The 24,594-nt window shown below is 35.1% G+C and carries 24 protein-coding genes; 16 read left to right on the top strand and 8 right to left on the bottom strand.

Annotated elements, in window-relative coordinates:
* Nucleotides 1-15: 15 nt before the first annotated feature.
* Complete coding sequence (radC, locus tag V4B18_RS05050; protein WP_455475383.1) at nt 16-810, top strand: RadC family protein; 795 nt, start codon at nt 16-18, stop codon at nt 808-810.
* Nucleotides 811-855: 45 nt separating this feature from the next.
* Here the strand turns inward: radC and V4B18_RS05045 are convergent, their stop codons facing one another.
* The 4 genes from V4B18_RS05045 to V4B18_RS05030 all read right to left on the bottom strand — a co-directional run bounded on the left by V4B18_RS05045 (nt 856) and on the right by V4B18_RS05030 (nt 3,622).
* Nucleotides 856-1,068: a DUF3126 family protein gene (locus tag V4B18_RS05045; protein WP_455475382.1), complete on the bottom strand. Its 213-nt coding sequence runs from the start codon at nt 1,066-1,068 to the stop codon at nt 856-858.
* Nucleotides 1,069-1,668: 600 nt separating this feature from the next.
* On the bottom strand, nt 1,669-2,454 hold the full coding sequence (locus V4B18_RS05040; protein WP_455475381.1) for an alpha/beta fold hydrolase: 786 nt from the start codon (nt 2,452-2,454) through the stop codon (nt 1,669-1,671).
* Nucleotides 2,451-2,957 (bottom strand): DUF192 domain-containing protein, encoded by a 507-nt coding sequence (locus V4B18_RS05035; protein ID WP_455475380.1) that lies wholly within the window; start codon nt 2,955-2,957, stop codon nt 2,451-2,453. Before V4B18_RS05035 ends, V4B18_RS05040 begins: the two co-directional genes overlap by 4 nt.
* Before the next feature lie 89 nt (nt 2,958-3,046).
* Nucleotides 3,047-3,622, bottom strand: coding sequence for a cold-shock protein (locus V4B18_RS05030; protein ID WP_455475379.1), 576 nt, complete (start codon nt 3,620-3,622; stop codon nt 3,047-3,049).
* Nucleotides 3,623-3,913: 291 nt separating this feature from the next.
* Between V4B18_RS05030 and V4B18_RS05025 the strand changes: the two genes are divergently transcribed.
* The 5 genes from V4B18_RS05025 (at nt 3,914) to V4B18_RS05005 (ending at nt 8,780) form a co-directional block, all read left to right on the top strand.
* A complete protein-coding gene (locus V4B18_RS05025) occupies nt 3,914-5,047 on the top strand; it encodes an ABC transporter substrate-binding protein (RefSeq protein ID WP_455475378.1) in 1,134 nt (377 codons plus the stop codon).
* A gap of 125 nt (nt 5,048-5,172) precedes the next feature.
* Nucleotides 5,173-6,249, top strand: coding sequence for a branched-chain amino acid ABC transporter permease (locus tag V4B18_RS05020; protein WP_455475377.1), 1,077 nt, complete (start codon nt 5,173-5,175; stop codon nt 6,247-6,249).
* Nucleotides 6,249-7,304 (top strand): branched-chain amino acid ABC transporter permease, encoded by a 1,056-nt coding sequence (locus V4B18_RS05015; protein ID WP_455475376.1) that lies wholly within the window; start codon nt 6,249-6,251, stop codon nt 7,302-7,304. Before V4B18_RS05020 ends, V4B18_RS05015 begins: the two co-directional genes overlap by 1 nt.
* The gene (locus tag V4B18_RS05010) at nt 7,301-8,083 is read left to right on the top strand and encodes an ABC transporter ATP-binding protein (protein WP_455475375.1); all 783 of its coding nucleotides are present in this window, start codon (nt 7,301-7,303) and stop codon (nt 8,081-8,083) included. Before V4B18_RS05015 ends, V4B18_RS05010 begins: the two co-directional genes overlap by 4 nt.
* Entirely contained in the window at nt 8,070-8,780 is a 711-nt protein-coding gene (locus V4B18_RS05005; RefSeq protein WP_455475374.1) for an ABC transporter ATP-binding protein, read from the top strand. The genes V4B18_RS05010 and V4B18_RS05005 overlap by 14 nt, the downstream gene beginning before the upstream one ends.
* A 111-nt stretch (nt 8,781-8,891) precedes the next feature.
* On the opposite strand, the gene gatA is transcribed toward V4B18_RS05005, so the two are convergent.
* Together gatA and gatC are read right to left on the bottom strand one after the other, a co-directional pair.
* Nucleotides 8,892-10,376 (bottom strand): Asp-tRNA(Asn)/Glu-tRNA(Gln) amidotransferase subunit GatA, encoded by a 1,485-nt coding sequence (gatA, locus tag V4B18_RS05000; RefSeq protein ID WP_455475373.1) that lies wholly within the window; start codon nt 10,374-10,376, stop codon nt 8,892-8,894.
* A 32-nt stretch (nt 10,377-10,408) separates the two neighbouring features.
* A complete protein-coding gene (gatC, locus tag V4B18_RS04995; protein ID WP_455475372.1) occupies nt 10,409-10,696 on the bottom strand; it encodes an Asp-tRNA(Asn)/Glu-tRNA(Gln) amidotransferase subunit GatC in 288 nt (95 codons plus the stop codon).
* Nucleotides 10,697-10,844: 148 nt separating this feature from the next.
* Between gatC and ruvX the strand changes: the two genes are divergently transcribed.
* The gene (gene ruvX, locus V4B18_RS04990; RefSeq protein ID WP_455475371.1) at nt 10,845-11,324 is read left to right on the top strand and encodes a Holliday junction resolvase RuvX; all 480 of its coding nucleotides are present in this window, start codon (nt 10,845-10,847) and stop codon (nt 11,322-11,324) included.
* Here the strand turns inward: ruvX and V4B18_RS04985 are convergent.
* Nucleotides 11,309-12,937 carry an acyl-CoA dehydrogenase family protein gene (locus V4B18_RS04985; protein WP_455475370.1) on the bottom strand — a complete coding sequence of 543 codons (1,629 nt, stop codon included), beginning with the start codon at nt 12,935-12,937 and terminating at the stop codon, nt 11,309-11,311. The genes ruvX and V4B18_RS04985 overlap by 16 nt on opposite strands.
* Nucleotides 12,938-13,063: 126 nt before the next feature.
* On the opposite strand from V4B18_RS04985, the gene V4B18_RS04980 reads away from it, so the two are divergent.
* Genes V4B18_RS04980 through dprA form a run of 4 tightly spaced genes read left to right on the top strand, consistent with a single transcriptional unit; the run spans nt 13,064 to nt 17,160 of the window.
* Entirely contained in the window at nt 13,064-14,026 is a 963-nt protein-coding gene (locus V4B18_RS04980) for an aspartate carbamoyltransferase catalytic subunit (protein ID WP_455475369.1), read from the top strand.
* Nucleotides 14,023-15,324 carry a dihydroorotase gene (locus V4B18_RS04975; RefSeq protein ID WP_455475368.1) on the top strand — a complete coding sequence of 434 codons (1,302 nt, stop codon included), beginning with the start codon at nt 14,023-14,025 and terminating at the stop codon, nt 15,322-15,324. Before V4B18_RS04980 ends, V4B18_RS04975 begins: the two co-directional genes overlap by 4 nt.
* 11 nt (nt 15,325-15,335) lie before the next feature.
* Complete coding sequence (gene plsY, locus V4B18_RS04970; RefSeq protein ID WP_455475367.1) at nt 15,336-15,956, top strand: glycerol-3-phosphate 1-O-acyltransferase PlsY; 621 nt, start codon at nt 15,336-15,338, stop codon at nt 15,954-15,956.
* Between the two features lie 7 nt (nt 15,957-15,963).
* Entirely contained in the window at nt 15,964-17,160 is a 1,197-nt protein-coding gene (gene dprA / locus V4B18_RS04965) for a DNA-processing protein DprA (RefSeq protein ID WP_455476536.1), read from the top strand.
* Here dprA and V4B18_RS04960 read toward each other — a convergent pair.
* Nucleotides 17,090-17,296: a hypothetical protein gene (locus V4B18_RS04960; protein WP_455475366.1), complete on the bottom strand. Its 207-nt coding sequence runs from the start codon at nt 17,294-17,296 to the stop codon at nt 17,090-17,092. The two genes, dprA and V4B18_RS04960, sit on opposite strands and share 71 nt — an antisense overlap.
* A gap of 243 nt (nt 17,297-17,539) precedes the next feature.
* Between V4B18_RS04960 and topA the strand changes: the two genes are divergently transcribed.
* From topA to V4B18_RS04935, 5 genes are all read left to right on the top strand, one after another.
* Nucleotides 17,540-20,101: a type I DNA topoisomerase gene (gene topA / locus V4B18_RS04955; RefSeq protein WP_455475365.1), complete on the top strand. Its 2,562-nt coding sequence runs from the start codon at nt 17,540-17,542 to the stop codon at nt 20,099-20,101.
* 3 nt (nt 20,102-20,104) lie between these two features.
* Nucleotides 20,105-22,381, top strand: a complete 2,277-nt coding sequence (rnr, locus tag V4B18_RS04950) for a ribonuclease R (RefSeq protein WP_455475364.1) — start codon at nt 20,105-20,107, stop codon at nt 22,379-22,381.
* Nucleotides 22,382-22,783: 402 nt separating this feature from the next.
* Nucleotides 22,784-22,951 carry a 50S ribosomal protein L33 gene (rpmG, locus tag V4B18_RS04945; RefSeq protein ID WP_241437046.1) on the top strand — a complete coding sequence of 56 codons (168 nt, stop codon included), beginning with the start codon at nt 22,784-22,786 and terminating at the stop codon, nt 22,949-22,951.
* Between the two features lie 374 nt (nt 22,952-23,325).
* Nucleotides 23,326-23,907: a thermonuclease family protein gene (locus V4B18_RS04940; protein ID WP_455475363.1), complete on the top strand. Its 582-nt coding sequence runs from the start codon at nt 23,326-23,328 to the stop codon at nt 23,905-23,907.
* 46 nt (nt 23,908-23,953) lie between these two features.
* On the top strand, nt 23,954-24,583 hold the full coding sequence (locus V4B18_RS04935) for a uracil-DNA glycosylase family protein (RefSeq protein ID WP_455475362.1): 630 nt from the start codon (nt 23,954-23,956) through the stop codon (nt 24,581-24,583).
* The last annotated feature ends 11 nt before the right edge of the window (nt 24,584-24,594 follow it).

The raw sequence follows: 24,594 nt of genomic DNA, 5'->3' as shown, positions 1-24,594 counted from the left end.
AAATGTAGAAATATCATGATTAAAAAATCAAATAAAAAGGGGGAAAACCAAGGCAATCATTTTGCATTAACACCGAGTTCCCCACTGCGCTCAATATCAGAACAAAAAAGTAAAAAGCTTCAAAAAAATTTACAAATAAATAAACATCATCAAGGACATCGTGAACGTTTACGCAAACGTTATTTAAAGACAAAAGGAAATGGAATTGAAGATTATGAATATCTTGAATTATTACTTTTTCGTACTATTCCTCGAATAAATACAAAGCCAATAGCTAAAAGCTTGATAGAACGTTTTGGCTCATTAGCTGACGTGTTGGGCGCTGACATTCACCGACTTCAAGAAATTCAAGGATGTGGTCCAGCAACTGCAATCGATTTAAAAATTATTTCAGATGTTGCCGGACGTCTTGCTCGCGCCGAATTATTTAAACGTGATATTTTTTCATCATGGGATAAAGTCTTAGCTTATTGTAAAGCTGTTATGGCTCACGAAACACGTGAACAGTTTCGTGTTTTATTTCTTGATAAGAAAAATGGCTTACTTGCTGATGAAATACAACAAACTGGAACGATTGATCACACTCCTGTTTATCCTCGTGAAGTAATTTCTCGAGCTTTAGAATTATCTGCATCAGGACTTATTTTAATACACAACCACCCTTCTGGCGACGTTTCACCTTCTCAAGCAGATATATCAATGACATATAGATTAAAAGATGCAGCAAACGCGTTAGGAATTATTATTCATGATCATCTTATTATCGGGCGTAATGGTCACACAAGTTTTAAAAAACTAAAACTTATATAAAGTTTATTGAATGAAGAAAAACTTCATTCAATAATTCATAATTTTTTACTTTTCCAAATCGATGTCTAATATAGCCATTGAAAAATTGTACGATAATTCATCTTCATCTTCATCTCGATAGATAATACCCAAAAACTCATTCCCAATATAGACTTCACAAGAATCATCTTTTTTAGGCCGTTCTCGTACCTGTAATGCTGAATTTTGGAATGTATTTTTAAAATAACTATCAAGTTTTTTTATTTCATCAGCATTCACTATGCTCTCCTGTTTTTTTGAAATTATCAATTAATTCTTTCTTGGCAAATAAGGCGCTCTTATGATTCTATAAAGATGATAAAAAAGCTTAATCTACATTTTTGTTTTTATAATCTATACTAAAAACATAAGTACCTTCGAAATTTTACTAAATGTATTTTATTAAAAAGTTGAAAACTTTTAAATATACTGCTTAAAATTAAAAATAAATAATAAACTGTAAATCTTTAAAAACTGTATTTTCAATTTAAGTTTTTATGTTCAAAAATATATTTTAATAAAACGTAAAATATCAATAATTTTAAGTTATTTTATCCAAAATAAATTATATAAAATAAACGCATGCTAATCATTATAGCTATTTTATTTACTATAAAATCCCCATTGCATAATTGAAAAGAGCTCCCTTCCTTTCACTACGCTAAATATAAATTAACACATGAAAAAAAGTTATTCCTATACAAAATAAGCGCGTTAAAATCCCCTCTGCTTTTTCCTTTATATTTTCATATAAATTTACATACAACAGCTAAAATTTTAAATAAATTTTTATTTTAATTCAAAAAAAGAAGAATTACATTCTTTTAAAAATTTTAAAAACTATGAATAATTATTTATAATGGGATAACGAGAAAGAAAATCGATAACGCCTTTTTTATAGACTTTATCTCCCACAGCAAGCATATGATCCCGTCTAGGAATTAATAGTGATTCTCCATGGGGCAATAAAGCAACTAACGGTTCTGCTGCACCACCAATTTCATCTAATGAACCAACTGCAACAAGTGTAGGTTGTTTAATTTTGTAAACCTCAGATGCTGTTAATTCCTGTTTTGATGTAATGATACAAGCAGCAAGAGCGCGCTTATCACTTTTAGTTTGATCTGCAAATTTACGAAACATCAAACCACGCTGATTGGTAATGGTAGAAATATCCTCTGCTAAAAGAGCTTCCGCAACAGGTTCCCAATTTCCTGCCCCTGTTACCATACCAATACCTAAACCACCAAAAATAACACTGTGTACATATGTTGGATGCAAAAGAGCCATAAATGCACTAATTCGAGCTCCCATAGAATATCCCATGACATGAGCTTGAGATAAATTTAAATGTTGCAGCAATTTAACTGCATCGCCAGCCATAGCTTGAGGAGTATAAAAAGCAGGATCATAACTTTTATCTGAATCTCCATGTCCACGATTATCAAGAGCAATAACACGGTATCCTGCTTCAGTAAGAGTTCTAAACCAACCTGTTGCACACCAATTTATACGTGCAGAAGATCCAAAACCATGAATCAACAAAATAGGAGCACCCTGCCCTTCTTCTCTATAAGCAAGGCGTAACCCATCATATTCAAAAAAACGAACGTCCTCAGCTGTCACTTTTTATTACTTTCACACGCACCACAAATAGCTGGATGAATAACACGTTGTCCCTTTTGTATCTGTTTTTCAGAAACTTCACCAGCATTAACTTCAATAGTAAAAACTGCGGGCACTTTTGATGAAATTATATCCATTGAAAATGGAGAAGTGTTTTCAACAACTGAAACAATAATTCCCTCAGCGTCTAAAAAAATCATATCTAAAGGCAAGGGTGTATTCGCCATCCACATAAAAATTTCTTGCTGATTACTTACCTGATTTTTAAAAAGCATTGCTCGATCACGTGGAAAATCTGTACGATACATTAAACCAGCCTCTGACTGAGATGACGTAAACGCAAGCTCTACTTGGTATGAAATTACACCTTTCTTTGTCTCTATCACTAAAGGAACTGGATGAATAGGGATTTTCATAGGCTTCTTTATCACAGCTACACCAGCTATTATCGTAAAAAACAACACTAACAGGATAATGCTTCCTTTTTTAAAGAGCTCTAACATTTTATTTAACCATAAAAAAACTCTCTAGTTCTGCGGGGCAAAAAAGCTCAAAAATTTTAAAAGAGGATCAAAACAAGATAATTTAAAATTTAATGCGTAGCAAATGGAAGTCCTATGTCTGGATAAATCTCCGCTGTCATTAAACCTTTTTCCCCTTTACCAAAACGAATAAGAACAACTTGACCAGAACGAAGCTCTGCTAAACCAAAACGACGCAACGTCTCCATATGAACAAAAATATCTTCTGTTCCTTGTCCTCTACTAAGGAAACCAAATCCTTTATCGCGATTAAACCATTTAACAATTGCTCGCTCTAAACCACTTTCAGGAGCAACAACGACGTGCGTACGTGCCGGAATCTCTGATGGATGAACAGCTGATGAGCAATCTATAGATTTCACTTGAACACATTTCAATCCTCGATCAGTTTTTTCTACAGCACAGATAATTTTAGCACCTTCCAAAGCTGTTTGAAAACCATCTCTCCGCATTACAGTAACATGTAACAATATATCGGGAAACTCAGGAGAATCAGGCAGAACAAATCCATAACCTTTACTACCATCAAACCACTTAATGACGCCACTAATTTCAATAATTTCACCACAAGCACCTAAACCATCCTTAGACATGAAATGATCTTTTAGCACATCTTTACTCGTCATAATAAAACGCGATCCTATTAGGTATAAATTACGATATTGATTCTTTAACGTAAGTAAATATCGCTCCTACATCAACACGCAAGCCCCAAGATAAGATTTCCCCATATTGTCGCATCCTATTGTATATTAGTATCAATCCATTTTACAAAAACATTTGATCATATGCTCAACGTATCCTAAAAGGAGCGATACAAAAGATTTTTTACATAATGATATTTTCGTGAATGGAACTTGCATAATGAAAAAGTTCAAGATAAGGTGCAAAATTGCAACTAATCAGGGAGGTACACAATGAAATTGAGAAAGATTTTTACTATAATGGCTACAATGATGGCACTTGTAGCGAATGTTTATGCTAACGAACCTATTAAAATTGGTGTTTACCTTCCATTAACAGGCCCATACGCATTTGGAGGAGAACTTGAACTTGGAGGTGTACGGTTAGCACATGAAAAAATTCCAGAAATATTAGGACGTAAAGTTGAGCTCATTGTTGTTGATAATAAATCTGATAAAGTAGAAGCAGCTAATGCAGTCATGCGTTTGATCTCTAATGATAAAGTTAATGCTATCATTGGGAGTTATGGCTCCTCATTATCATTGGCAGGAGGAGAAGTTGCTGAGAAAGGAAAAACTCCCATTGTAGCATCTTCAGCAACAAATCCACTCATAACGTTAGGCAAAAAATACTATTTCCGTGCATCTTTTACTGATTCTTATCAAGGTATAAGTGCTGCGACTTACGCAATTAAAACTTTAAATGCAAAAAAGGCCGCTATATTGAAAGATATATCAAGTGATTATGGGGTTGGCATTGCAAATTACTTTAGTAAATCGTTTAAAAATTTAGGCGGTGAGATTGTTGCAAATTTGAACTATAATTCTGGAGATCAGGATTTTTCAGCTGCTCTCATGCAAATTATAGCTCAAAAACCTGATATTTTATTTATAACATCTTATTTTTCTGAAGGTGCGATCATCTTAAAGCAAGCACACGAATTAGGAGCAAAATTCCGCATTATGGGTGCCGATGCTATGGATAACCCAGATACTGTCACAATTGCTGGAAATGCGGCTGAAGGTTTTTTACACACAACACTCGCCTACGATGAAAATATGCCAAATATGTCGGAAGCTGCAAAGCAATTCACCCAAGAATGGAAAAAGTTTTATCCCAATAAAAAAACGAATATGAATTCCGTTGCTGGCTATGTAGCTTACACGATGGTTATGAAAGCCATTGAAAATGCAGGTAATGCTAATCGCGAAGATATTACACGGGAACTTGGAAAGCTAAAAGATTTTTCAACGCCTTTTGGTAAAATATCTATAGATGAAAATCACAATCCTATAATGCCTGTTGGTGTAATTCAAATAAAAGATGGCAAACGTGTTTATTTAGGTGAAGTAGAGTCTGACATTTAGAAAATATTTTGAATAAATAAATCATCTAGACAAAAGTATGCTATGTACTTTGAAAATAATAAAAATTAAATAAACCAAAAACATAGCATTTTATCTTGATATATTATTATACGGAAGGATAAGAGATGAGCACTGAAATGTTCATCCAGTATTTTTTTAATGCACTTGCACTAGGATCGCTTTATGGGCTTATCGCGATTGGTTATACCATGGTTTATGGTATTCTAAGACTAATTAACTTTGCTCATGGCGATATTTTTATGCTAGGTGCATATTTTGTTTTTTTCTCTACAGTCAGCTTTATGCCTGCATGGGTTGCTGTTCTTCTTGTGTTACTGGCTGTCATCATTTATTATTCAACATTTGTAGGATTTAAAAAACGCCCTAAAATTCACTGGGTTTGTGCTTTCCTTATTCTTGTTTTCGGGCTTATTTATTATTTTAAAATTGCTCCTCAAGATTTTACACCAATTTGGATTTTAGCTGTTTGTTTTTCAATTTTTATTACAAGTGCAGTAGGAATTTCTGTTGATCGTTTTGCTTATAAGCCTCTGCGTGATGCTCCACGCGTTTCAGCACTTGTTGGTGGAATCGGTGTTTCTTTTCTTATTGAAAATTTAGCAACCGTACTCTTTGGAGGCACTCCTAAAAGTGTAAAACAGCCAAGTTTCTTTGTAACGCCAATCGAATGGCATTTTGGACAAACACCAGATAGTATAATTCGAATTGTTCCCATGTCGATTATTGTTCCTATCGTCTCATTTATTCTTGTTGTTTTGTTATTATGGGTTGTTAATAAAACAAAACCTGGTCTCGCCATGCGTGCAATTTCTCACAATATTGAGGTTACTCGTTTAATGGGCGTTTCAGTCGATAAGATTATTGCATTCACATTTGCTATAGGTTCAGCATTAGCTGCTATTTCAGGAATTATGTGGGCTTTGCGTTATCCTCAAATTCAACCTTATATGGGTGTTTTTCCTGGACTAAAGGCATTTATAGCCGCCGTTGTTGGAGGTATTGGGTCAATTCCAGGAGCGATGTTTGGTGGATTACTATTAGGATTTATTGAAATTATGACAGTTGCCTTCTTTCCTATTTTGTCCGGATATAGAGATGCTTTCGCCTTCATTTTATTAATTCTTATCCTATTGTTTATGCCTTATGGCTTAATGGGCAAAAAAAATCAGGAGAAAATTTGATGGCAAAGTCAATTGAATTTTTTTTATCATTTGTTAGCATTATCATATTTATAAGCTTTTTATTTTACGCTGAAAGTCATTTTAATGATTATACGCTGCGTATCGTCAATCTTATTGCTATCAATGCCATATTAGCTATTTCACTTAATTTAATCTACGGATTTACAGGTATGCTTTCTCTTGGGCATGCTGGTTTTATTGCTGTTGGTGCTTATACATGTGCAATTTTTCTTCTTTCTCCTGAACAAAAAGAGATGATGTGGATTCTTGATCCCATAGCTGAGCCGCTGCGCCACATGCAATTACCGTTTTTTGTAGCAGTTATTGTAAGTGGTTTGTGTGCAGCAGTCGTGGGATTATTGATTGCTCTTCCCGTATTACGTCTTGGTGGTGATTATCTTGCAATTGCAACATTAGGTTTTGCGGAAATCATTCGCATTGTTATTGTCAATGCCACTTCTTTTACAAATGGTGCTTTGGGAATTAAAGGAATACCTCAAAGCGCTACGTTGTGGTGGAATTATGGTTGGTTAGCATTCACAATCATCTTTATTACTCTTTTGCTGCGGAGTAATACTGGCAATGTATTACGCGCTATTCGTGATGATGAAATTGCTGCAAACACAATGGGAATCAACGCTTATTTTTACCGTGTCACGTCTTTTACTACCGGTGCGTTTTTTGCAGGTATTGGGGGCGCATTGATGGCTGCACTTATTTCATCTATAGATCCAAAAATGTTTAGTTTTCTTTTAACTTTTAATATTTTGATGATTGTCGTTGCTGGTGGTCTTGGTTCTATCACAGGTAGTATTATAGGCAGTATTATCATTACAGTATCGCTTGAATGGTTTCGCGTTATCGAAAGCTCGTTAGATTTAGGTTTCATATATATTCCAGGAATTCCAGGTCTGCGTATGGTTATTTTTTCACTTTTATTACTGGCAATTATCTTATTTTGGAGAAAAGGATTATTAGGTCAGCGTGAATTTTCATGGAGTGGAATTTACTGTTTTTTTGCAAAAAGAAAAACTTTGAATAAGGAAAAACCATGAAAAACACTATTCTTTCACTCCATGATCTCATGATGAATTTTGACGGGTTGATTGCTGTAAATAATGTTAATATGGAAATTGAACGGGGAAAAATCACTGGATTAATTGGTCCAAATGGTGCAGGAAAGACCACTGTTTTTAATATGATTTCTGGTTTCTATGCACCTACTAGTGGAACAATTCTTTTTGATGGAGAAAAAATTTGTGGACTTTCACCACATATTATATGTAAGCGTCATATTGCGCGAACATTTCAAAATATTCGACTTTTTTCAGGATTAACAGTATTACAAAATGTCATGGTTGGTGCTCACGTGAGACAAAAACAGCCATGGTTTGCTTCAAATTTATTTTTGCAAAGCGCTATTAAGGAAAAAAATGAGCTTTACGAAAGCTCAATGAAACTTCTTGAATGGTTTGAACTTGATCATCTTTCTAACCAGCTGGCAATTACTCTTCCCTATGGGGCACAACGGCGTTTAGAAATTGCTCGCGCTTTAGCAACAAAACCCAAATTGCTCCTTCTTGATGAACCTGCCGCTGGTATGAATCCGCAAGAAAGTGAAGAATTAAGACAATTTATAGAAGAAATAAGAGAAAAATTTAACCTTACAATCTTACTTATTGAACATGATATGAAAGTTGTTATGGGGCTTTGCAAACATATTTATGTGCTGGAATATGGTCGTTGTATAGCTGGTGGTACACCTAATGAAATTCGCAATGAGCCTAAGGTTATTGAAGCTTATCTTGGTGGAGATATACATGAATATTCTTGAAATAAAAAAACTTCATGTTCATTATGGTAACATTCAAGCTGTTTATGATCTCTCTATATCTATAAAAAAGGGAAGTATAGTAACTTTAATTGGTGCTAATGGAGCAGGAAAAAGCAGTATTGCACGCTCTATTATGGGGCTTAATCGATCAGTTCATGGAGATATCATCTATAAAGGCCAATCTATTATCAAAAAAATGCCAGAAGAAATTTTACGATTAGGTATTGCGCTTAGTCCTGAAGGGCGGCGCATTATACCTTATTTTACTGTACTAGAAAATTTACAATTAGGAGCTTATGCTCGTAATGATAAAGCTGGTATTGCTCGCGATATTGAATGGGTATTTGATATGTTTCCGCGTTTACGTGAAAGATCTAAACAATTAAGTGGTACAATGTCAGGCGGTGAACAGCAAATGTTGGCTGTAGGACGTGCACTTATGAGTAATCCTGAGACTGTGATATTGGATGAACCATCTCTCGGTTTAGCGCCGCTTCTTGTGCAAGAACTTTTTTCGATTATTCGAAAAATTAATGATATGGGTAAAACTATTCTCCTTATTGAGCAAAATGCATTTGCAGCGCTTTCTATTGCTAATTACGCTTATGTTTTAGAAGTAGGAAAAGTCCTATTTCACGGTGAAGGAAAAGCTATGCTTTCTGATCCACGTGTTAAAGAAGCCTATCTTGGTGGCTAATAGATTTTAGTCCAATTCTGTGTAAAAGAAAATTAATTTACTACACTCTTTACCCGAAAAAATACTCTCTTCGGGTAAAATTTTGTCTTCACAAAAAATTTACTTTTTATTTTATGACCACCATTTTTCAGCACTTAATGTACCAACAGCCTGTTCTATAACGTGAGCTATCTGAAAAATTATTTCCTCAGTGAAAGGCTTACCAATCAATTGTAATCCCAACGGTAAACCATCTAGTGATAAACCTGCAGGGACAGAAATCCCTGGTAACCCTGCCATATTAACTGGTACTGTAAAAATATCATTGAGATACATTGTCAAAGTAGCATTTTTTACTTTTTCATCAGCAATACCAAAAGCTTGCATTGGTGTTATAGGTGTTAAAATAGCATCTATACCGTCTGCAAAACATTGATCAAAATCATGTTTTATTAGTGTTCTTACTTTCTGAGCTTTCAAATAATAAGCATCATAACAACCTGCCGATAGCACATAGGTACCAATTAAAATACGTCGCTTAACTTCGTCACCAAAACCAATTGAACGTGTATTTTCATACATTTCAATAACATCTTTTCCTGACGCACGAAGTCCAAAACGGACACCATCATAGCGCGCTAAATTAGAAGATGCTTCCGCAGAAGCCACTATATGATAGGCAGGCAAAGCATATTTTATATAAGGTAATGAAACATCTATGATTTCAGCTCCCGCCTCTTTTAGCCAACTCATCCCTGATTTCCATAGATCAATAATTTCATTAGGTATCCCTTCAATATAACACTCTTTTGGAATACCAATTTTCATTCCTTTAATTGATTGGCCAATATAGCTTTCATAATCAGGTATTGGTAAATTGACTGAGGTTGAATCCTTCTCATCAAAAGAAGCCATTGATTGTAGCATAATTGCACAATCACGCACATCACGTCCTATAGGACCCGCCTGATCAAGTGATGAAGCATAAGCAATAATTCCCCATCGTGAACACCGTCCATAAGTTGGTTTTATGCCAACGCTGCCTGTGAAAGCTGCCGGCTGACGAATTGATCCTCCAGTATCAGTTCCTGTTGCACCAGCACAAAGCCGTGCGGCAACAGCAGCCGAAGAACCACCAGAAGAGCCACCTGGAACAAGCTTATCATCTGATCCCTTTTTTCTCCATGGATTAACAACTGGACCATAATATGATGTTTTGTTGGAAGATCCCATGGCAAACTCATCCATATTAAGCTTACCTAACATAACCGCTCCATCTTTCCATAAATTAGCAGTTACGGTTGATTCATATTGAGGTTTAAAACCATCAAGAATATGCGAACAGGCCTGAGTATGAATACCTTTTGTCGCAAAAAGATCTTTAATTCCTAACGGAATTCCTTCTAAAATACCACCCTGCCCTTTAATTAAGCGGTTATCTGATTCAGTCGCCATTTTCACTGCGTGTTCTGCTGTTATTGCCACATAAGCGTTTAAAATTGGATTAGCCAATTCAATCGCTTTCAAATAAGCTTCTGTCAATTCAGTAGCTTTGATATCTTTTTTTGTTAAAGAATTACGCGCTTGTGCAATTGTTAGGGTCGTTAAATCTGTCATATTAGTTCTCAAATTTTTAAATACAATTAAAGTTACTCAACAACTTTTGGGACGAGAAAGAAATTTTCCTCCGTAACAGGTGCATTTGCTACAATATCTTCCACTTTATCACCATCTGTGACAATATCTTCACGCATTCGTAAAGCCATTGGCATTACTGATGTTAATGGTTCAATTTTGCTAACATCAACTTCATTAAGTTGCTCTACAAAATTAAAAATGACATTGAGCTCTTTTGTTATACGTTCTGCTTCATCATCATGGATAGCAATGCGCGCCAAATGTGCCATCCGCTTGACTGTTTCTTTATCAACAGACATACTACGCCTTCCTGCTTTTTTTATTTTGACATTAACTTACTCATATTCTGGCTATACAGAGCTATGTTGGTAAGCGCAAGGATATTGATATCTTAAATAAAAATATAGGTACGAATTAAAATATTAAACAACTTAAATCATAAAGCACATGGCTATTATTAACATAGATGAAGCTATTACACATCTTTTGCCCAGACAAACAATAGCAGGGTTGGATTTAGGCACAAAAACTATTGGAATTGCCATTTCTGATATTAGTTTGACTTTTTCAAATCCACGTCCAGTACTTCAACGAAAAAAGTTTACCCTAGACGCTCGCTCACTTGTACAAACTTTTGACAATGAAAATGTGGGAGTTGTCATTATTGGTTTACCTCTTAATATGAATGGAAGCAATGGTCCTCGCGTTCAGGCAACCAAAACTTTTGTCAACAATATGGAAGCGCATACAAAGATTCCATTTATTTTTTGGGATGAACGCTTATCAACTGTTGCTGCACAACGCTACCTTCTAGAAATGGATGTATCACGCACAAAAAGAGCAACTCGTATTGATTCTGCTTCTGCCGCTTTCATACTACAAGGTGCTCTCGATAGAATTCGAATTCTTCATCAAACAGAAGGATAGAGAACATTTAATAAGTGTCCTGTATTATATCGTGCGATGAGCATACCATAGGAAGATCTCCATTGTCCTCCAAGACGACTTTCCATATAAGCATTTGCAACCTGCTCTATATCTGTATAACGTAATGATGCAGCAGCTGCAGCATATGCTACTTGCTCAACAAAAAATCTACCTGCTCCCTCATTTGTCGATGCCATACCTACAGCAGATTTGATAATATCAATCGCTCGAGGTCCTGCTGACCCAATATCAACTGCAATTTTTTCTAATAACTTTTGAAACAACCCTGGTGCTTTTTCAGCTATGAGAATTGCATCTTTTACCAATTGATTAGCAGAATTATTTCTAACAATCCGTGCAGGCCCATTACACAACATTTGTGATAACGGATTTCCTTCTATAAATCCTTCGATACCAAGTTGTGCAATAATCTCACCAATAATAGGAACAACTAATTGGCTTACATGGTAAGCAATAATAGGCGTCATGATTCGTGCAAAAGCTGCTTCAGAGCGATCACTGGCAGCGTTATCAAATGCTCGAGCTAAACGAAACACCAATGCTTGTGAAGCTGCAATATCAAGTGCAATATCTGCAAAAATACGCTCTGTCAGCGGTGGTAAAGGCTGATTTGGCATTTTTTGTCGAAAAAAATCTATACCAAATTGGAGCGCTGCTCGCAAAACACCTGCTGAAATCACTGATTGATCGAAACGCATCATAGTTTCGATATCTTTAATGACCTTGATACCTTCTCCAGCATTACCCAAAAGCCAACCATAACTTCCTTGAAAATCAACAACCCCCTCTGGCATTGAAGTTTCTCCAGAGCGCTGTATTAAATGACGGATTGATATAATACCGTTTAAGGCACCATTTTCTTGTACACGCGGAACTAAAAAACAGCTTAAATGACCTTCCAATTCTGCACTAACAATATACCCATCAACTATAGGATTAATAACATTCGTTTTTAAAGCATTTAAACGATAAAGATCGCGTCCCATTTTTTCATCAAAAGATATTTTTTGAACACTTGGAAAATTGAAAAAGTGTTTTTCGTGTTTTTCAACATCATCAAAAGCACAGGTAAGTGAAGCTGCTGTTTTGTTATTAATAGGCTTAGACGATAAATCATATTCACGCGATAAAAGAACATTTTTCCATTTTTTGAATAGTTCAACATCACTAATTAACACTGCAATAGCCGCACTTGACATTATGATCTCATTCAAATGCCCAGTTTCTAAACTTGCAGATAAAGCTAAACGAATAGCACGCGCTTGATAGCGTACTCCATTTTCTGAAGTGGCATTTTCCCAAAGTGATGTAACCAAGCCAGCTTGTCTAGAATATTTTTGAAGTGCTTGGTAAGAAGAATGTATTTCTAATTTTTCTGTTGCTTGCCCCCATTCATCATTATAACGCAACAAAGGTCTATAACGATTAGCCAAATAGGAAAGATCCCTTGCTTCATGACTAGCCACAAAATCTCCCATTTCTTCAAAACTTGCTAACAAAAATGTAGGCAAAGTAGAGGCAATACGAAACATAAGCGTATCACTAAGAAATGCGTTTTTTTTGCGGGCATTTTGTGTAGATCCGACACTCATGGGTACATTCCTATTATTCAAATAATTCATATCATAGACTATTTGTTTTTTTGCAGTTAAAAAACAATTATCGTTTTAAACAAATAGTTTTTTAATCTCTATTAAAGAGAGAGAGAAAAGAATGCTATGACTCAAAATACTTTTTTCCCCACTTTCCCCCACCAACATCTTTTAAGCATTAAAGATTTGAGTGTGCAAGATCTTATCATGTTACTTGATCGTGCAAATGCCAATGTTGCCTTTTTTGAAACAATTGATCAAAAAAAATCTACATTACGTGGACGCACACAAATTAATCTCTTCTTCGAAGCTTCCACGAGAACACAATCTTCGTTCGAATTAGCAGGCAAGCGGTTGGGAGCAGACGTGATAAATATAGCTATTAACAATTCATCTGTAAAAAAAGGGGAAACATTGATTGATACAGCCACAACCCTCAATGCGATGAAACCAGATATACTCGTCATTCGCCATAGTTGCGCTGGAACAGCTGCTATGTTATCTCAAAAAGTTGATTGTTGCGTAATTAACGCAGGTGATGGTGCGCATGAACACCCAACACAGGCTTTATTAGATGCTCTAACCATTAAGAGAGCAAAAGGTCGCATTGAAGGATTAACTGTTGCAGTTTGCGGTGATATCTTACATTCACGTGTTGCACGTTCCAATATCCTCAGTCTTAATGCTCTGGGAGCACGTGTCCGTGTTGTTGCTCCTTCAACACTTTTACCTATAGGAATCGAAAATATGAGTGTTGAGGTTTTTAACACGATGAAAGAAGGTCTTAAAGATGCTGATGTTATCATGATGCTACGTTTGCAACACGAGCGTATGTCAGGTTCCTTTATTCCCTCTACTCGTGAATATTTTCGTTACTTTGGTTTGCATAAAGAAAATTTGGCTCATGCTAAAAATGATTGCATTATTTTACATCCAGGTCCAATAAATCGTGGTATAGAAATCGCATCTGACATAGCAGATGGATCACAAAGTGTGATCCACACGCAAGTAGAAATGGGAGTTGCTGTGCGTATGGCTGTTATAGAAGCCTTATTGGATCCACAACTTAAGAGTGGAGAAAAAAAATGATAAAATCAATAGTTTTTCAAAACGCTCGTATTGTTGACCCTTCACGCGCAATTGATGAAATTGGCACTGTTATTGTTGAAAATGGACTGATAACAGTTGCTGGAAAAGAAGCTCTTAATCAAGGAATCCCAGAAGGAGCAGAAATTATTAATGCACAAAACAAAGCAATTTTGCCTGGACTTGTAGATGCCAGAGTTTTTATCGGAGAAATAGGTGGCGAATACCGAAAAACGATCGCATCAGCAAGTCAATCAGCAGCAGCAGGCGGAATTACTTCCTTTTTTTTGATGCCAGACACGCATCTTATTATCGATAATGTTGTACTTGCTCAATTTATTACATACACAGCACAAGAAATATCATTGGTCAATATTTATCCCATTGCTTCAATTACTAAAGGTTTTAATGGACAAGAAATCACTGAATTTGGATTATTAAAAGATGCAGGAATAATTGCCTTTAGTGAAGGGAAAAAAACACTTCAAAATTCATCTGTTATGCGACGTGCAATGACTTACGCACGCGATTTCAACATCACATTGATGCACGAAACACAAGATAATGACCTTATAGAACAAGGCGTTATGAATGAAGGTTTACTCGCAAGCTGGCTTGGTTTTTCTGGAATACCCCGCGAAGCAGAAATCATCCCTCTTGAGAGAGATTTGCGACTAGCTACATTAACACAAACACGTTATCATGCTGCACAAATATCAACAGCTATGTCTGCTGATGCCGTTCGTTTGAGAAAGCAACACTACGCAAAAATTTCAGCCGGTGTATCTATTAATCACTTGTCTCTTAACGAAAATGACATTGGTGAATATCGTCCCCATTTCCGTTTAATGCCTCCTCTACGTGCAGAAGAAGATCGTATAGCAATGATTGAAGCGATAAAAGATGGAACAATAGACATTATTGTTTCTTCTCATGATCCTCAAAGTTCCGATACAAAACATTTGCCATTTAATCAAGCGTCCGCAGGCGCCATTGGTATGGAAACTTTATTGAGTGCAGCTTTACGCCTTTATCACAATAATAGCATATCTTTACTACGATTAACTGAACTTTTATCAACGACACCTGCAAAACTTTTTGGTCTTAACGCAGGAACACTTAAAAAAGGTGCAAATGCAGATCTGATTTTAGTTGACCTTGATGAGCCGTGGGTAGTGTCTGCAAATGAATTATATTCACATGCAAAAAACACACCTTTTGAAAATGCTCGCTTTCAGGGAAAAGTTCTCCAAACCTTTGTTAAAGGGCAATCAGTTTTTAAATTTGATCAACAAAATTAATGAGACTTTTAATGAGTGAAGTAAAAACACTTTTTCAATTTTATACATGGTTTATCTTTTTGACGTCCTACCTCATTGGATCTATTCCATTTGGACTACTTTTTACACGATGGGCAAAACTTGGTGATTTGAGAACTATTGGTTCTGGAAATATTGGTGCTACAAATGTTTGGCGAACAAAAAATAAAAAAATTTCTGCCCTTACTCTTCTCTGTGATATATTGAAGGGGACTGTTGCCGTTCTTATTGCAAAATTTTTAAATTGTCCGATAGAAAATAATATTATTATTACTCTAGCTGGCTTCTTAGCTTTTTGGGGACATCTTTTTCCAATATGGCTTAAATTTAAAGGTGGTAAAGGTGTTGCTACCTATCTGGGAGTATGTTTAGGGCTTTATTGGCCATCAGCAATTGTATTTGCTGTTGTATGGATAGCCTTTTTTCTATTTACGCGCTATTCTTCATTATCTTCACTTATTGCTGTTATTATAACGCCGATATTTGTGTATTTTTTCTATCCTTATCCCTGCGTTTATTACATGACACTCGCAATGAGTGCATTTGTAATTCTAAAACATTATGCAAATATAGGTAGGTTATTAATTGGAAAAGAAAACAAAATTGACCTTTAAAACAGAAATGAATAAGGGAATTCTGCTCACTGATCGCCAACGTCTAAACTGGTTACGGTTATTGCGCAGTGAAAATATTGGAGCAGTAAGCTTTCGTAATTTAATTGATCATTATCAAACAGCAGAAAATGCTCTAGATGCGCTTCTTGAACTTAATAAAAAAGGTAGTCTTTGTAGATCTATTAAAATAGCAACGTTAGAAGATGCTGAAAAAGAAATGCAAAAAGCCGAAAGATTAAATATTAGGTTTGTTGGTATAGGAGAACCAGATTATCCGGCATATCTAAAAGTAACAGAAGCATCACCACCGCTTATTGCTATAAAAGGCGATTCTTCTGCTTTTCAGAAACCTTCTGTAGGAATCGTGGGCTCTAGAAATGCCTCAGCAGCTGGTAAAAAATTAACCGCTCAATTTGCTCACTTTCTTGGCAATGCTGGCTTTACAATTATCTCTGGATTAGCTCGTGGAATTGATAGCATTGCTCATCAAGCCAGCCTGCAAACAGGTACAATTGCTGTTATGGCTGGTGGAATTGACCACATTTATCCTCCTGAAAATCAAAAACTGTACGAGAATATTATCAACAACGGGGGAGCAATTATTAGTGAAATGCCCATTTCTTGGAAACCACGAGCTACCGATTTTCCAAGAAGAAATCGTATTATTGCGGGTCTATCACTTGGTCTCTTGGTTGTTGAAGCTGCTATGCGATCAGGATCCTTAATTACAGCACGTCAAGCCGCCGAAATGGGGCGATTAGTTTTTGCCATCCCCAATTCTCCACTTGACCCAAGATCGGTTGGCACAAACAACCTTATCAAAAACGGTGCCTTACTAAGCACACACCCTTCTGACATAATAGAAACATTGACACCTCTTACCCAAAATACGGTGAACTCTCAGCTTGATTTTTTTGAAAAAGCAAATTCTTTTCAATTCCAAGAATCAATCCCCACTTCTCTTTATCCAGAAAGCAGCACACCCTCTCCTATTAGAAATGATGCAGAACGAGCAGCTGTACTCTCATCCCTCTCAACAACTCCAATTGATTTAGATACGCTAAGTGCCCACTCAGGTGTTTCGTTACAAAATCTTTATCTCTTGTTGGTTGAACTTGATCTTGCTGGAAAGCTTATTCGACACTCTGGTGGTTATGTGTCATTGTTGAATTTGGATCTTCCCGAAGAGATTCAGCGTTATTAATAATGTTTTGCCCCTCTTTAGCCGCCATATCCAAAAGTAATGCCAAAAGTGGACTACGAGCTTGGCGCGCCATTACATTCATTTGTTTTGACATATCTGTAATATACTGGATAATCTTTAAATGATTTACAAACATAATCCTTTACCCTTGGGAATTTTCCCCCCCCACCTCTTAATAGACACCATCTTACTATTTCATCATATCTATTGTATTAGCCATGAAAAATAAATTATATAGTATCATATAGGGTGTATTTTAATAATAACAATAAAAAGTTGTATAATATAATGTTTTTATGTTCTTTCAACTAATTGTCATTAGCTATTCCCGAAAAAGGCGTTTATAGAGGAATTTTTATTTCAACATTCAGGTTAAATTATGAATATCGTTATCGTTGAATCTCCAGCCAAAGCAAAAACAATTAATAAATACCTTGGATCTCAATATAAGGTGGTAGCATCATTTGGACATGTCAGAGATTTATCTGCTAAAGATGGTTCTGTTTTACCTGATGAGAACTTTGCTTTAAAGTGGGATATAAACACTGCTGCTCAAAAGCGCTTAAACGAAATAGCAAAAATAGTCCAAAAATCTGATAGTCTCATCTTAGCTACAGACCCTGATCGTGAAGGAGAAGCTATTTCATGGCATATTTTAGATGTTCTTAAGCAAAAAAAAGTTTTAAATGATAAACCTGTTAAACGAGTTGTATTCAATGCGATCACTAAGAAATCCGTTCTGGATGCTATGAACAATCCACGTGATATCGATATATCTCTCGTCGACGCATACCTTGCACGTCGCGCTCTGGATTATCTCGTCGGTTTTACGCTTTCGCCTGTTTTATGGCGTAAACTCCCTGGTGCACGCTCAGCCGGTCGCGTTCAATCTGTTGCTTTGCGTATTATTTGTGACCGTGAATCAGAAATAGAGCATTTTATCAAAGAAGATTATTGGTCTATTACAACATACTTTAAAACTATCAGAAATGATAGCTTTTCTGCAAGATTAACAATGTTTAATCAAAAAAAGATTGGCAAACTCGATATTCAATCTCAAGAACATGCAAATCAGATTCGCCTTATGTTGGAGGAAGCGGAATATCGTGTATTAAGTGTTGAAGCGAAGCCTACAAAAAGAAACCCTTCTCCTCCGTTTACAACATCCACCCTACAGCAGGCTGCTTCTTCAAAATTAGGTTTTTCAGCATCTCGTACCATGCAAATTGCTCAAAAACTTTATGAAGGCGTTGAAATTAATGGTGAAACGGCAGGACTTATCACCTATATGCGTACTGATGGTGTACAGATAGCACCAGAAGCTATTGATTTGGCGCGAAAAGTAATTCATGAATCTTTTGGCAATGATTATGTTCCTGAAAAACCGCGTTTTTATTCATCAAAAGCAAAAAATGCGCAAGAAGCACACGAAGCTATACGTCCAACAGATTTTCAACGTACGCCTAACCAAATAAGTAATTTTCTCGATAGCGATCAAGCAAAGCTTTACGAATTGATATGGAAACGCGCTATTGCCAGTCAAATGCGCTCTGCTGAAATTGAACGAACAACTGTTGAAATTGAAGCATTACAAAGAGAAAATCACGCCAATTTACGCGCCACAGGCTCTGTTATTCGTTTTGATGGATTCATTTCCGCTTATACTGATCAAAAAGATGAAGAAAATAGTGAAGAAAATGAATCAACACATCTTCCACAAATTAATGCAAATGAAGCGCTTACAAAAGATAAAGTTGAAGCCACACAACATACCACAGAACCACCACCTCGTTATTCTGAAGCTTCATTAATTAAAAAGCTTGAGGAATTAGGAATTGGCAGGCCTTCAACCTATGCATCTACATTAGCTACACTTTGTGATCGCGGCTATATCGTAATTGATAAACGAAAACTTATTCCTGATGCTAAAGGACGCATCGTTACAGCCTTTCTTGAAAATTTCTTTAATCGCTATGTAGAATATGGTTTTACAGCAAATCTTGAAGAAAAACTGGATCTTATATCAGATGGAAAACTTGCTTGGAAAGATGTTCTACAAGATTTTTGGGATGAATTTAATGCATCTATTGCCAATATCCAAGAATTGCGCATAACAAATGTGCTTGACGTTTTAAATGTAGCATTAGCTCCTCTTATATTTCCTGTACGTGAAGACGAAAGTGATGCTCGTTCTTGTCCTCTTTGCAAAAACGGCCAGCTATCATTAAAATTGGGTCGTTATGGTGCATTTGTTGGTTGTTCTAATTACCCTGATTGCAAATACACACGCCAGCTTGGTACTGATACAGGAAAAGAAAATGAAACTATGCGCAATGATGAACCTGTAATGCTTGGTGTTGATCCTATAACAGGGGAAAATGTCTCTCTTCGCACAGGCCGTTTTGGACCATATATTCAACTTGGTGAAGGTAAAAAGACTAAGCGTGCGGGATTACCAAAAGAGTGGCAAGCAGAAAATGTTACTCTTGATAAAGCTTTAGCTTTATTATCCCTGCCCCGTGAAATTGGAATTCACCCTGAAACTGGCAAAATAATCACAGCCACAATTGGACGATATGGTCCATACCTTTCCCATGATGGAAAATACGCTCCTCTTCCTCATGTAGATGAAATTTTTGATATTGGCATCAATCGTGCTGTTACAGTGCTTGCCGAAAAACAAGAAAATAAAATAAAGCGAGAAAAAACAACACCTGTAGCATTAGCTACATTAGGAGAACACCCAGATGGAGGTACTATTACTGTACGCAATGGACGTTACGGTCCGTATGTTAATTGGGGTAAAATTAATGTAACATTACCAAAAGATAAAGATCCAACGACCGTAACATTTACAGAAGCATTAGAACTTATATTAACTAAATCATCTGTTAAAAAAATAACTTCTAAAAGAGCTTCGTCAAAAACAAAAGAGACATAAATTTTGGCTAAAAGCGCAAAAAAAATAAAATATACCCAATCACGCAATATGGAACGACTACCCAATAAGGTAGAAATTCTTTCTTTTATCAATGATAATCCTGACCGATCAAATAAACGTGAAATTGCCAAAGCTTTTAACTTAAAAGGCGATTCTCGAATCTGGTTAAGAGACATATTGCGTGATCTGAAAGATCATGGATTAATCCCAAAACAGCGTAAAAAGGCAATAAATAAAGAAAAATTACCACAGACTGCTTTAGTAAAAATTAGCACGCGCGATGAAGACGGTAGTTTAATTGCACAACCTCTTGAGTGGGAAAATGATCCAAAACCAAATATTGAAATACTCCCTTTTCAACGTAAAAAAAAGATCAACGCTGGTATTGGAGATCACGTTCTTGTAAAAATTGCCCAAAATAAAAATTCTAAAAATATTCTTTATACTGGACGAATTATTCGTAAAATTGATGTGCTTAAAAAGAGTACGTTTGGCATAGTCAGAAAGTTAGAAAATGGCCAATGGCGACTTGATCCGATAGAACGAAAATTTAACGAGCTAATTATTGATACATCTTCAAAAATTGGTATAGAATCTGGTGATCTCGTTGAAGTTGAAATAAAAAAAGATACTAATTACGGACTAAAAAGCGCACAAATAAAAAATGTTTTAGGACACATTGAAAATGAAAAAGCAATCTCAATGATTGCTCTTCTTTCAAAAGGAATTCCTTATATTTTTTCTGAAGAAGTTCTTGAGCAAGTAAAAAATGTAAAACCTGCTAACGTAGAAAATCGGGAAGATTGGCGACAATTACCACTTGTAACAATCGATCCACCAAATGCAAAAGATCATGATGATGCAGTTTATGCAACAAAAGATGAAGATCCTGCCAATAATGGCGGTTGGGTTGTTGTCGTTGCAATTGCAGATGTTTCTTATTACGTTAAGGCGGGAAGTCTCTTAGATAAAGAAGCATTTAAACGGGGAAATTCTGTTTATTTTCCTGATCACGTTGTGCCAATGCTTCCAGAACGCATTTCTAATGATTTATGTTCTCTGTGTGAAGGAAAGGATAGACCAGCCCTAGCCGTTCGTATGATCTTTGATGCAAATGGTAATAAACGAAAGCATAGTTTTCATCGTGTTATGGTACGCATAATAGCTAAATTATCTTATCAAGAAGTACAGTTGGCGATTGATGGAAATATAAATAAAAAAATAGCTCCTCTTTTTGAGAATGTCTTGCAACCATTATGGGCAGCTTATGATACACTTAAAGCTGCACGGAATCGTCGACAACCACTAGAATTAGAAATAGCAGAAAAAAAGGTTATTCTTGACCAAAATGGTTGCATCAAAGATGTTATAATAGAAACACATTTAGAAGCGCATCGTTTAATTGAAGAATTTATGATACAAGCTAATATTGCAGCTTCTGAAACGTTAAAGGAACATCATCAACCTCTCCTCTATCGTATCCATGATAAACCCTCTCTTGCAAAACAGGAAATATTGCGGGACTTTCTTCAAAGTTTAGGGATATCACTTTCCCGAGGAGCAGAGCTTACATCAGCATGCCTTAATAACATTTTGGCAAAAGTAACAAATACACAACAACAAGAATTGGTTAACCAAATTATTTTACGTTCACAATCTCAAGCTGAATATAATCCTAAAAATATTGGCCATTTTGGTTTAAACCTGCATAACTATACACATTTTACATCACCAATCCGTCGTTATGCAGACCTTATTATTCATCGAGCACTCATTAAAGCTCTAAAATTAGGCAATGATCAATTAATAGATGAACAAGAACAAAATCTTGAAAAAATCGCCACGCAAATTTCTTTATATGAACGCCGTGCAATGATAGCTGAAAGAGAAACTATTGACCGCATTGTTGCGCAATATTTAACGAATAAAATTGGCTACACTTTTACAGGTCGCATTTCTGGAGTTACAAAAACAGGTCTCTTTATTTCACTTGATAAGCTAGGCACAGATGGTTTTGTACACATTTCTACACTTAAAAATGATTATTATCATTTTAACGAAGCACAACACATTCTTATAGGAAAACGTAGTCACAAAGGATATCAACTTAGTGATATAGTAGAAGTAAAACTCATAAAAGTACAGTCTTTTGCTGGTGCTTTGTCTTTTGAAATATTAACAAACCCTCGTCCAATAATTCTTTCATCTACATCTCATCACAAAACTAAAATTATAAATAAAAAATATAAAAAATTCTCTTACAAAAGAAAAAAATACTAAATAAAAATGTAAATTTACATAAAAATATATTGTATTATTTTCAATTAATACAATATATTATAAAATAATAATATATTAAAGTATTTCATATTATTATTCAATTATACTATTTATTGTCAATATTATACAAACAATATAAAATTAATTTAAATTTAATATAATAAATATACTTATCTCGATAACCATTGCCGTCTAAATTGTAGATATCTTTTAACTATTTATTTTATCTATAATGACTTATTTTTTAATTTATATATTATTTTTGCTTATCCAATTAATCAAAAAATTAATAGCTATTGACTTTTTTTAGAACATCCGTAGTGTTACAGCAGAATCTAATTACATAAAAGTAGATTTAATAGCAGAATGATATCGTTTTCAATATAAATAGGATTCCTCGTTATGGCTAAAGCAGCAACCATTAAAATAAAGCTTTTATCGACTGCAGATACTGGTTTTTTTTATGTGACAAAGAAAAACAGCCGTACAATGACAGATAAAATGAGCAAGCGTAAATATGATCCAATTGCAAAAAAGCATGTTGAATTTAAAGAAACAAAAATTAAATAAGTTATTGTTATCATTTAATTGGTGGTTTTTTATTGAAAGCAAATTCTGATTGTATTGCTTTTGGAGTTTTTTGAAATTAAAGAGAAGAGTGTGTTTGCTTGCATACTTATGTTGTAGTGCTCTACACATATATAGGAAGTGGTTTATTTTTAAATCACTTCTTTGTGTTTTCGTTTTAGGTCTCCGCTATGATATCGCATTCAAGGTGTTTTTGTGTGCAACATTTTTGTGTGCAACAATAGATAAATAAGTATTACGAAATTTTTTCACGTAATTTTGTAATGCGTTTATTCTTATAAAACAATGAAAATTTAATACGAAATTATAAATGATTTCTTCAAAAGTAAACTTTCCATATAACAGCAGTTCTCTTTATGAAAGAAAAAATTTTTCAGTTTTATTTAAATATCTCTAAACAAAAGTTTTTTGATTTTTATGTTTTTTTAATTATTACTACTCTTGTTTTTGTAACAGTTTATTTAAAATCTACACAAACCGGCTCTCAAAAAAAAGATTTTATTTATCAAGAATTTATTAAAAGTAATACATCAATCAAAGGAAATGCATCTGTCATTGATGGTGATTCAATCGTAATTCATTCTGTTATAATCCGACTCATTGGGATTGATGCCCCTGAACTTCATCAATTTTGTGGCGATACAAGAAAGCAATATCCATGTGGGCTTGAAGCGAAAAAATATTTAAAACAACTCATAGCAAATCAACTCATTACATGTTACTGGAATAAAAAAGATAAGTATCATCGCATTTTAGCAACATGTAAAACAAAGAAAATCGACAATATCAATGCAATGATGGTACGTAATGGCTGGGCCATAAGTTACTACAACTATCCTAAAGAAGAACAAGAAGCCAGAAGGAAAAAAAAAGGAATATGGCAATCAAATTTTCAACAACCGCAAAAATGGCGAAAAACTCATCCTTGGAAAAAATAAAGAAGGTTTTCTCTTTTTTGCGTCATATTCTTAATTTTCTATTTATATGAAACAGTGTAATAAAATTATTAAACTTGAAAAAGAAATTTATTCCTGTCGTGTTTGTATCGAGCACCCACATTATCTTCCTCCTCTTCTCCATGACCCAAAACCAGTAGTTTATTTATCTAACACAGCTTCGATTGCAATCGCAGGTCAAGCACCTGGATTGCGTGTACACGAAAGCTCTATCCCCTTTAATGATCGTTCTGGAGAAAAATTGCGTAATTGGCTTAACGTAACGAATGATGAATTTTATAATAGATCCCTATTTGCTATTGTTCCTATGGGGTTTTGTTTCCCAGGCTATGATAAAAATAAATCTGATTTACCGCCAAGACGTGAATGTCAAGAAATATGGCATGAGAGAGTATTTCAGGCTATGCCACAAATAAAACTTGTTTTGGCGATTGGGAGTTATGCACAAAAATGGCATATTGCGAATCTAAAATATAAAACTGTCTCAGCAACCGTCCGTGATTGGAAAAATATTCTTTCTATACATCAACCTAGAGGTTACCACGTCATGCCCTTACCTCATCCATCATGGCGAAATACTTCTTGGATACAAAAAAATCCATGGTTTAATGATGAACTTATTATCTATCTTCGCGCTTTAGTGCGTAAATTTTTATAAATTAAACATTT

It is taken from the genome of Bartonella sp. B17 (assembly GCF_053795755.1).
The sequence above is the reverse complement of the archived record's forward strand: the minus strand, read 5'-3'. Positions and strand labels throughout refer to the sequence as shown.

What these genes read in the sequence shown, in the direction of transcription:
- V4B18_RS05025 (WP_455475378.1), top strand. Translation starts at nt 3,914, where the DNA reads ATGAAATTGAGAAAGATTTTTACTATAATGGCTACAATGATGGCACTT.
- V4B18_RS05005 (WP_455475374.1), top strand. Translation starts at nt 8,070, where the DNA reads ATGAATATTCTTGAAATAAAAAAACTTCATGTTCATTATGGTAACATT.
- V4B18_RS04975 (WP_455475368.1), top strand. Translation starts at nt 14,023, where the DNA reads ATGATAAAATCAATAGTTTTTCAAAACGCTCGTATTGTTGACCCTTCA.
- radC (WP_455475383.1), top strand. Translation starts at nt 16, where the DNA reads ATGATTAAAAAATCAAATAAAAAGGGGGAAAACCAAGGCAATCATTTT.
- V4B18_RS05020 (WP_455475377.1), top strand. Translation starts at nt 5,173, where the DNA reads ATGAGCACTGAAATGTTCATCCAGTATTTTTTTAATGCACTTGCACTA.
- V4B18_RS04985 (WP_455475370.1), bottom strand. Translation starts at nt 12,937, where the DNA reads ATGAGTGTCGGATCTACACAAAATGCCCGCAAAAAAAACGCATTTCTT.
- V4B18_RS05010 (WP_455475375.1), top strand. Translation starts at nt 7,301, where the DNA reads ATGAAAAACACTATTCTTTCACTCCATGATCTCATGATGAATTTTGAC.
- dprA (WP_455476536.1), top strand. Translation starts at nt 15,964, where the DNA reads ATGAATAAGGGAATTCTGCTCACTGATCGCCAACGTCTAAACTGGTTA.
- V4B18_RS05035 (WP_455475380.1), bottom strand. Translation starts at nt 2,957, where the DNA reads ATGTTAGAGCTCTTTAAAAAAGGAAGCATTATCCTGTTAGTGTTGTTT.
- V4B18_RS05015 (WP_455475376.1), top strand. Translation starts at nt 6,249, where the DNA reads ATGGCAAAGTCAATTGAATTTTTTTTATCATTTGTTAGCATTATCATA.
- V4B18_RS04980 (WP_455475369.1), top strand. Translation starts at nt 13,064, where the DNA reads ATGACTCAAAATACTTTTTTCCCCACTTTCCCCCACCAACATCTTTTA.
- rpmG (WP_241437046.1), top strand. Translation starts at nt 22,784, where the DNA reads ATGGCTAAAGCAGCAACCATTAAAATAAAGCTTTTATCGACTGCAGAT.
- gatA (WP_455475373.1), bottom strand. Translation starts at nt 10,376, where the DNA reads ATGACAGATTTAACGACCCTAACAATTGCACAAGCGCGTAATTCTTTA.
- V4B18_RS04935 (WP_455475362.1), top strand. Translation starts at nt 23,954, where the DNA reads ATGAAACAGTGTAATAAAATTATTAAACTTGAAAAAGAAATTTATTCC.
- plsY (WP_455475367.1), top strand. Translation starts at nt 15,336, where the DNA reads ATGAGTGAAGTAAAAACACTTTTTCAATTTTATACATGGTTTATCTTT.
- V4B18_RS04960 (WP_455475366.1), bottom strand. Translation starts at nt 17,296, where the DNA reads ATGTTTGTAAATCATTTAAAGATTATCCAGTATATTACAGATATGTCA.
- topA (WP_455475365.1), top strand. Translation starts at nt 17,540, where the DNA reads ATGAATATCGTTATCGTTGAATCTCCAGCCAAAGCAAAAACAATTAAT.
- gatC (WP_455475372.1), bottom strand. Translation starts at nt 10,696, where the DNA reads ATGTCTGTTGATAAAGAAACAGTCAAGCGGATGGCACATTTGGCGCGC.
- ruvX (WP_455475371.1), top strand. Translation starts at nt 10,845, where the DNA reads ATGGCTATTATTAACATAGATGAAGCTATTACACATCTTTTGCCCAGA.
- V4B18_RS05030 (WP_455475379.1), bottom strand. Translation starts at nt 3,622, where the DNA reads ATGACGAGTAAAGATGTGCTAAAAGATCATTTCATGTCTAAGGATGGT.
- V4B18_RS04940 (WP_455475363.1), top strand. Translation starts at nt 23,326, where the DNA reads ATGAAAGAAAAAATTTTTCAGTTTTATTTAAATATCTCTAAACAAAAG.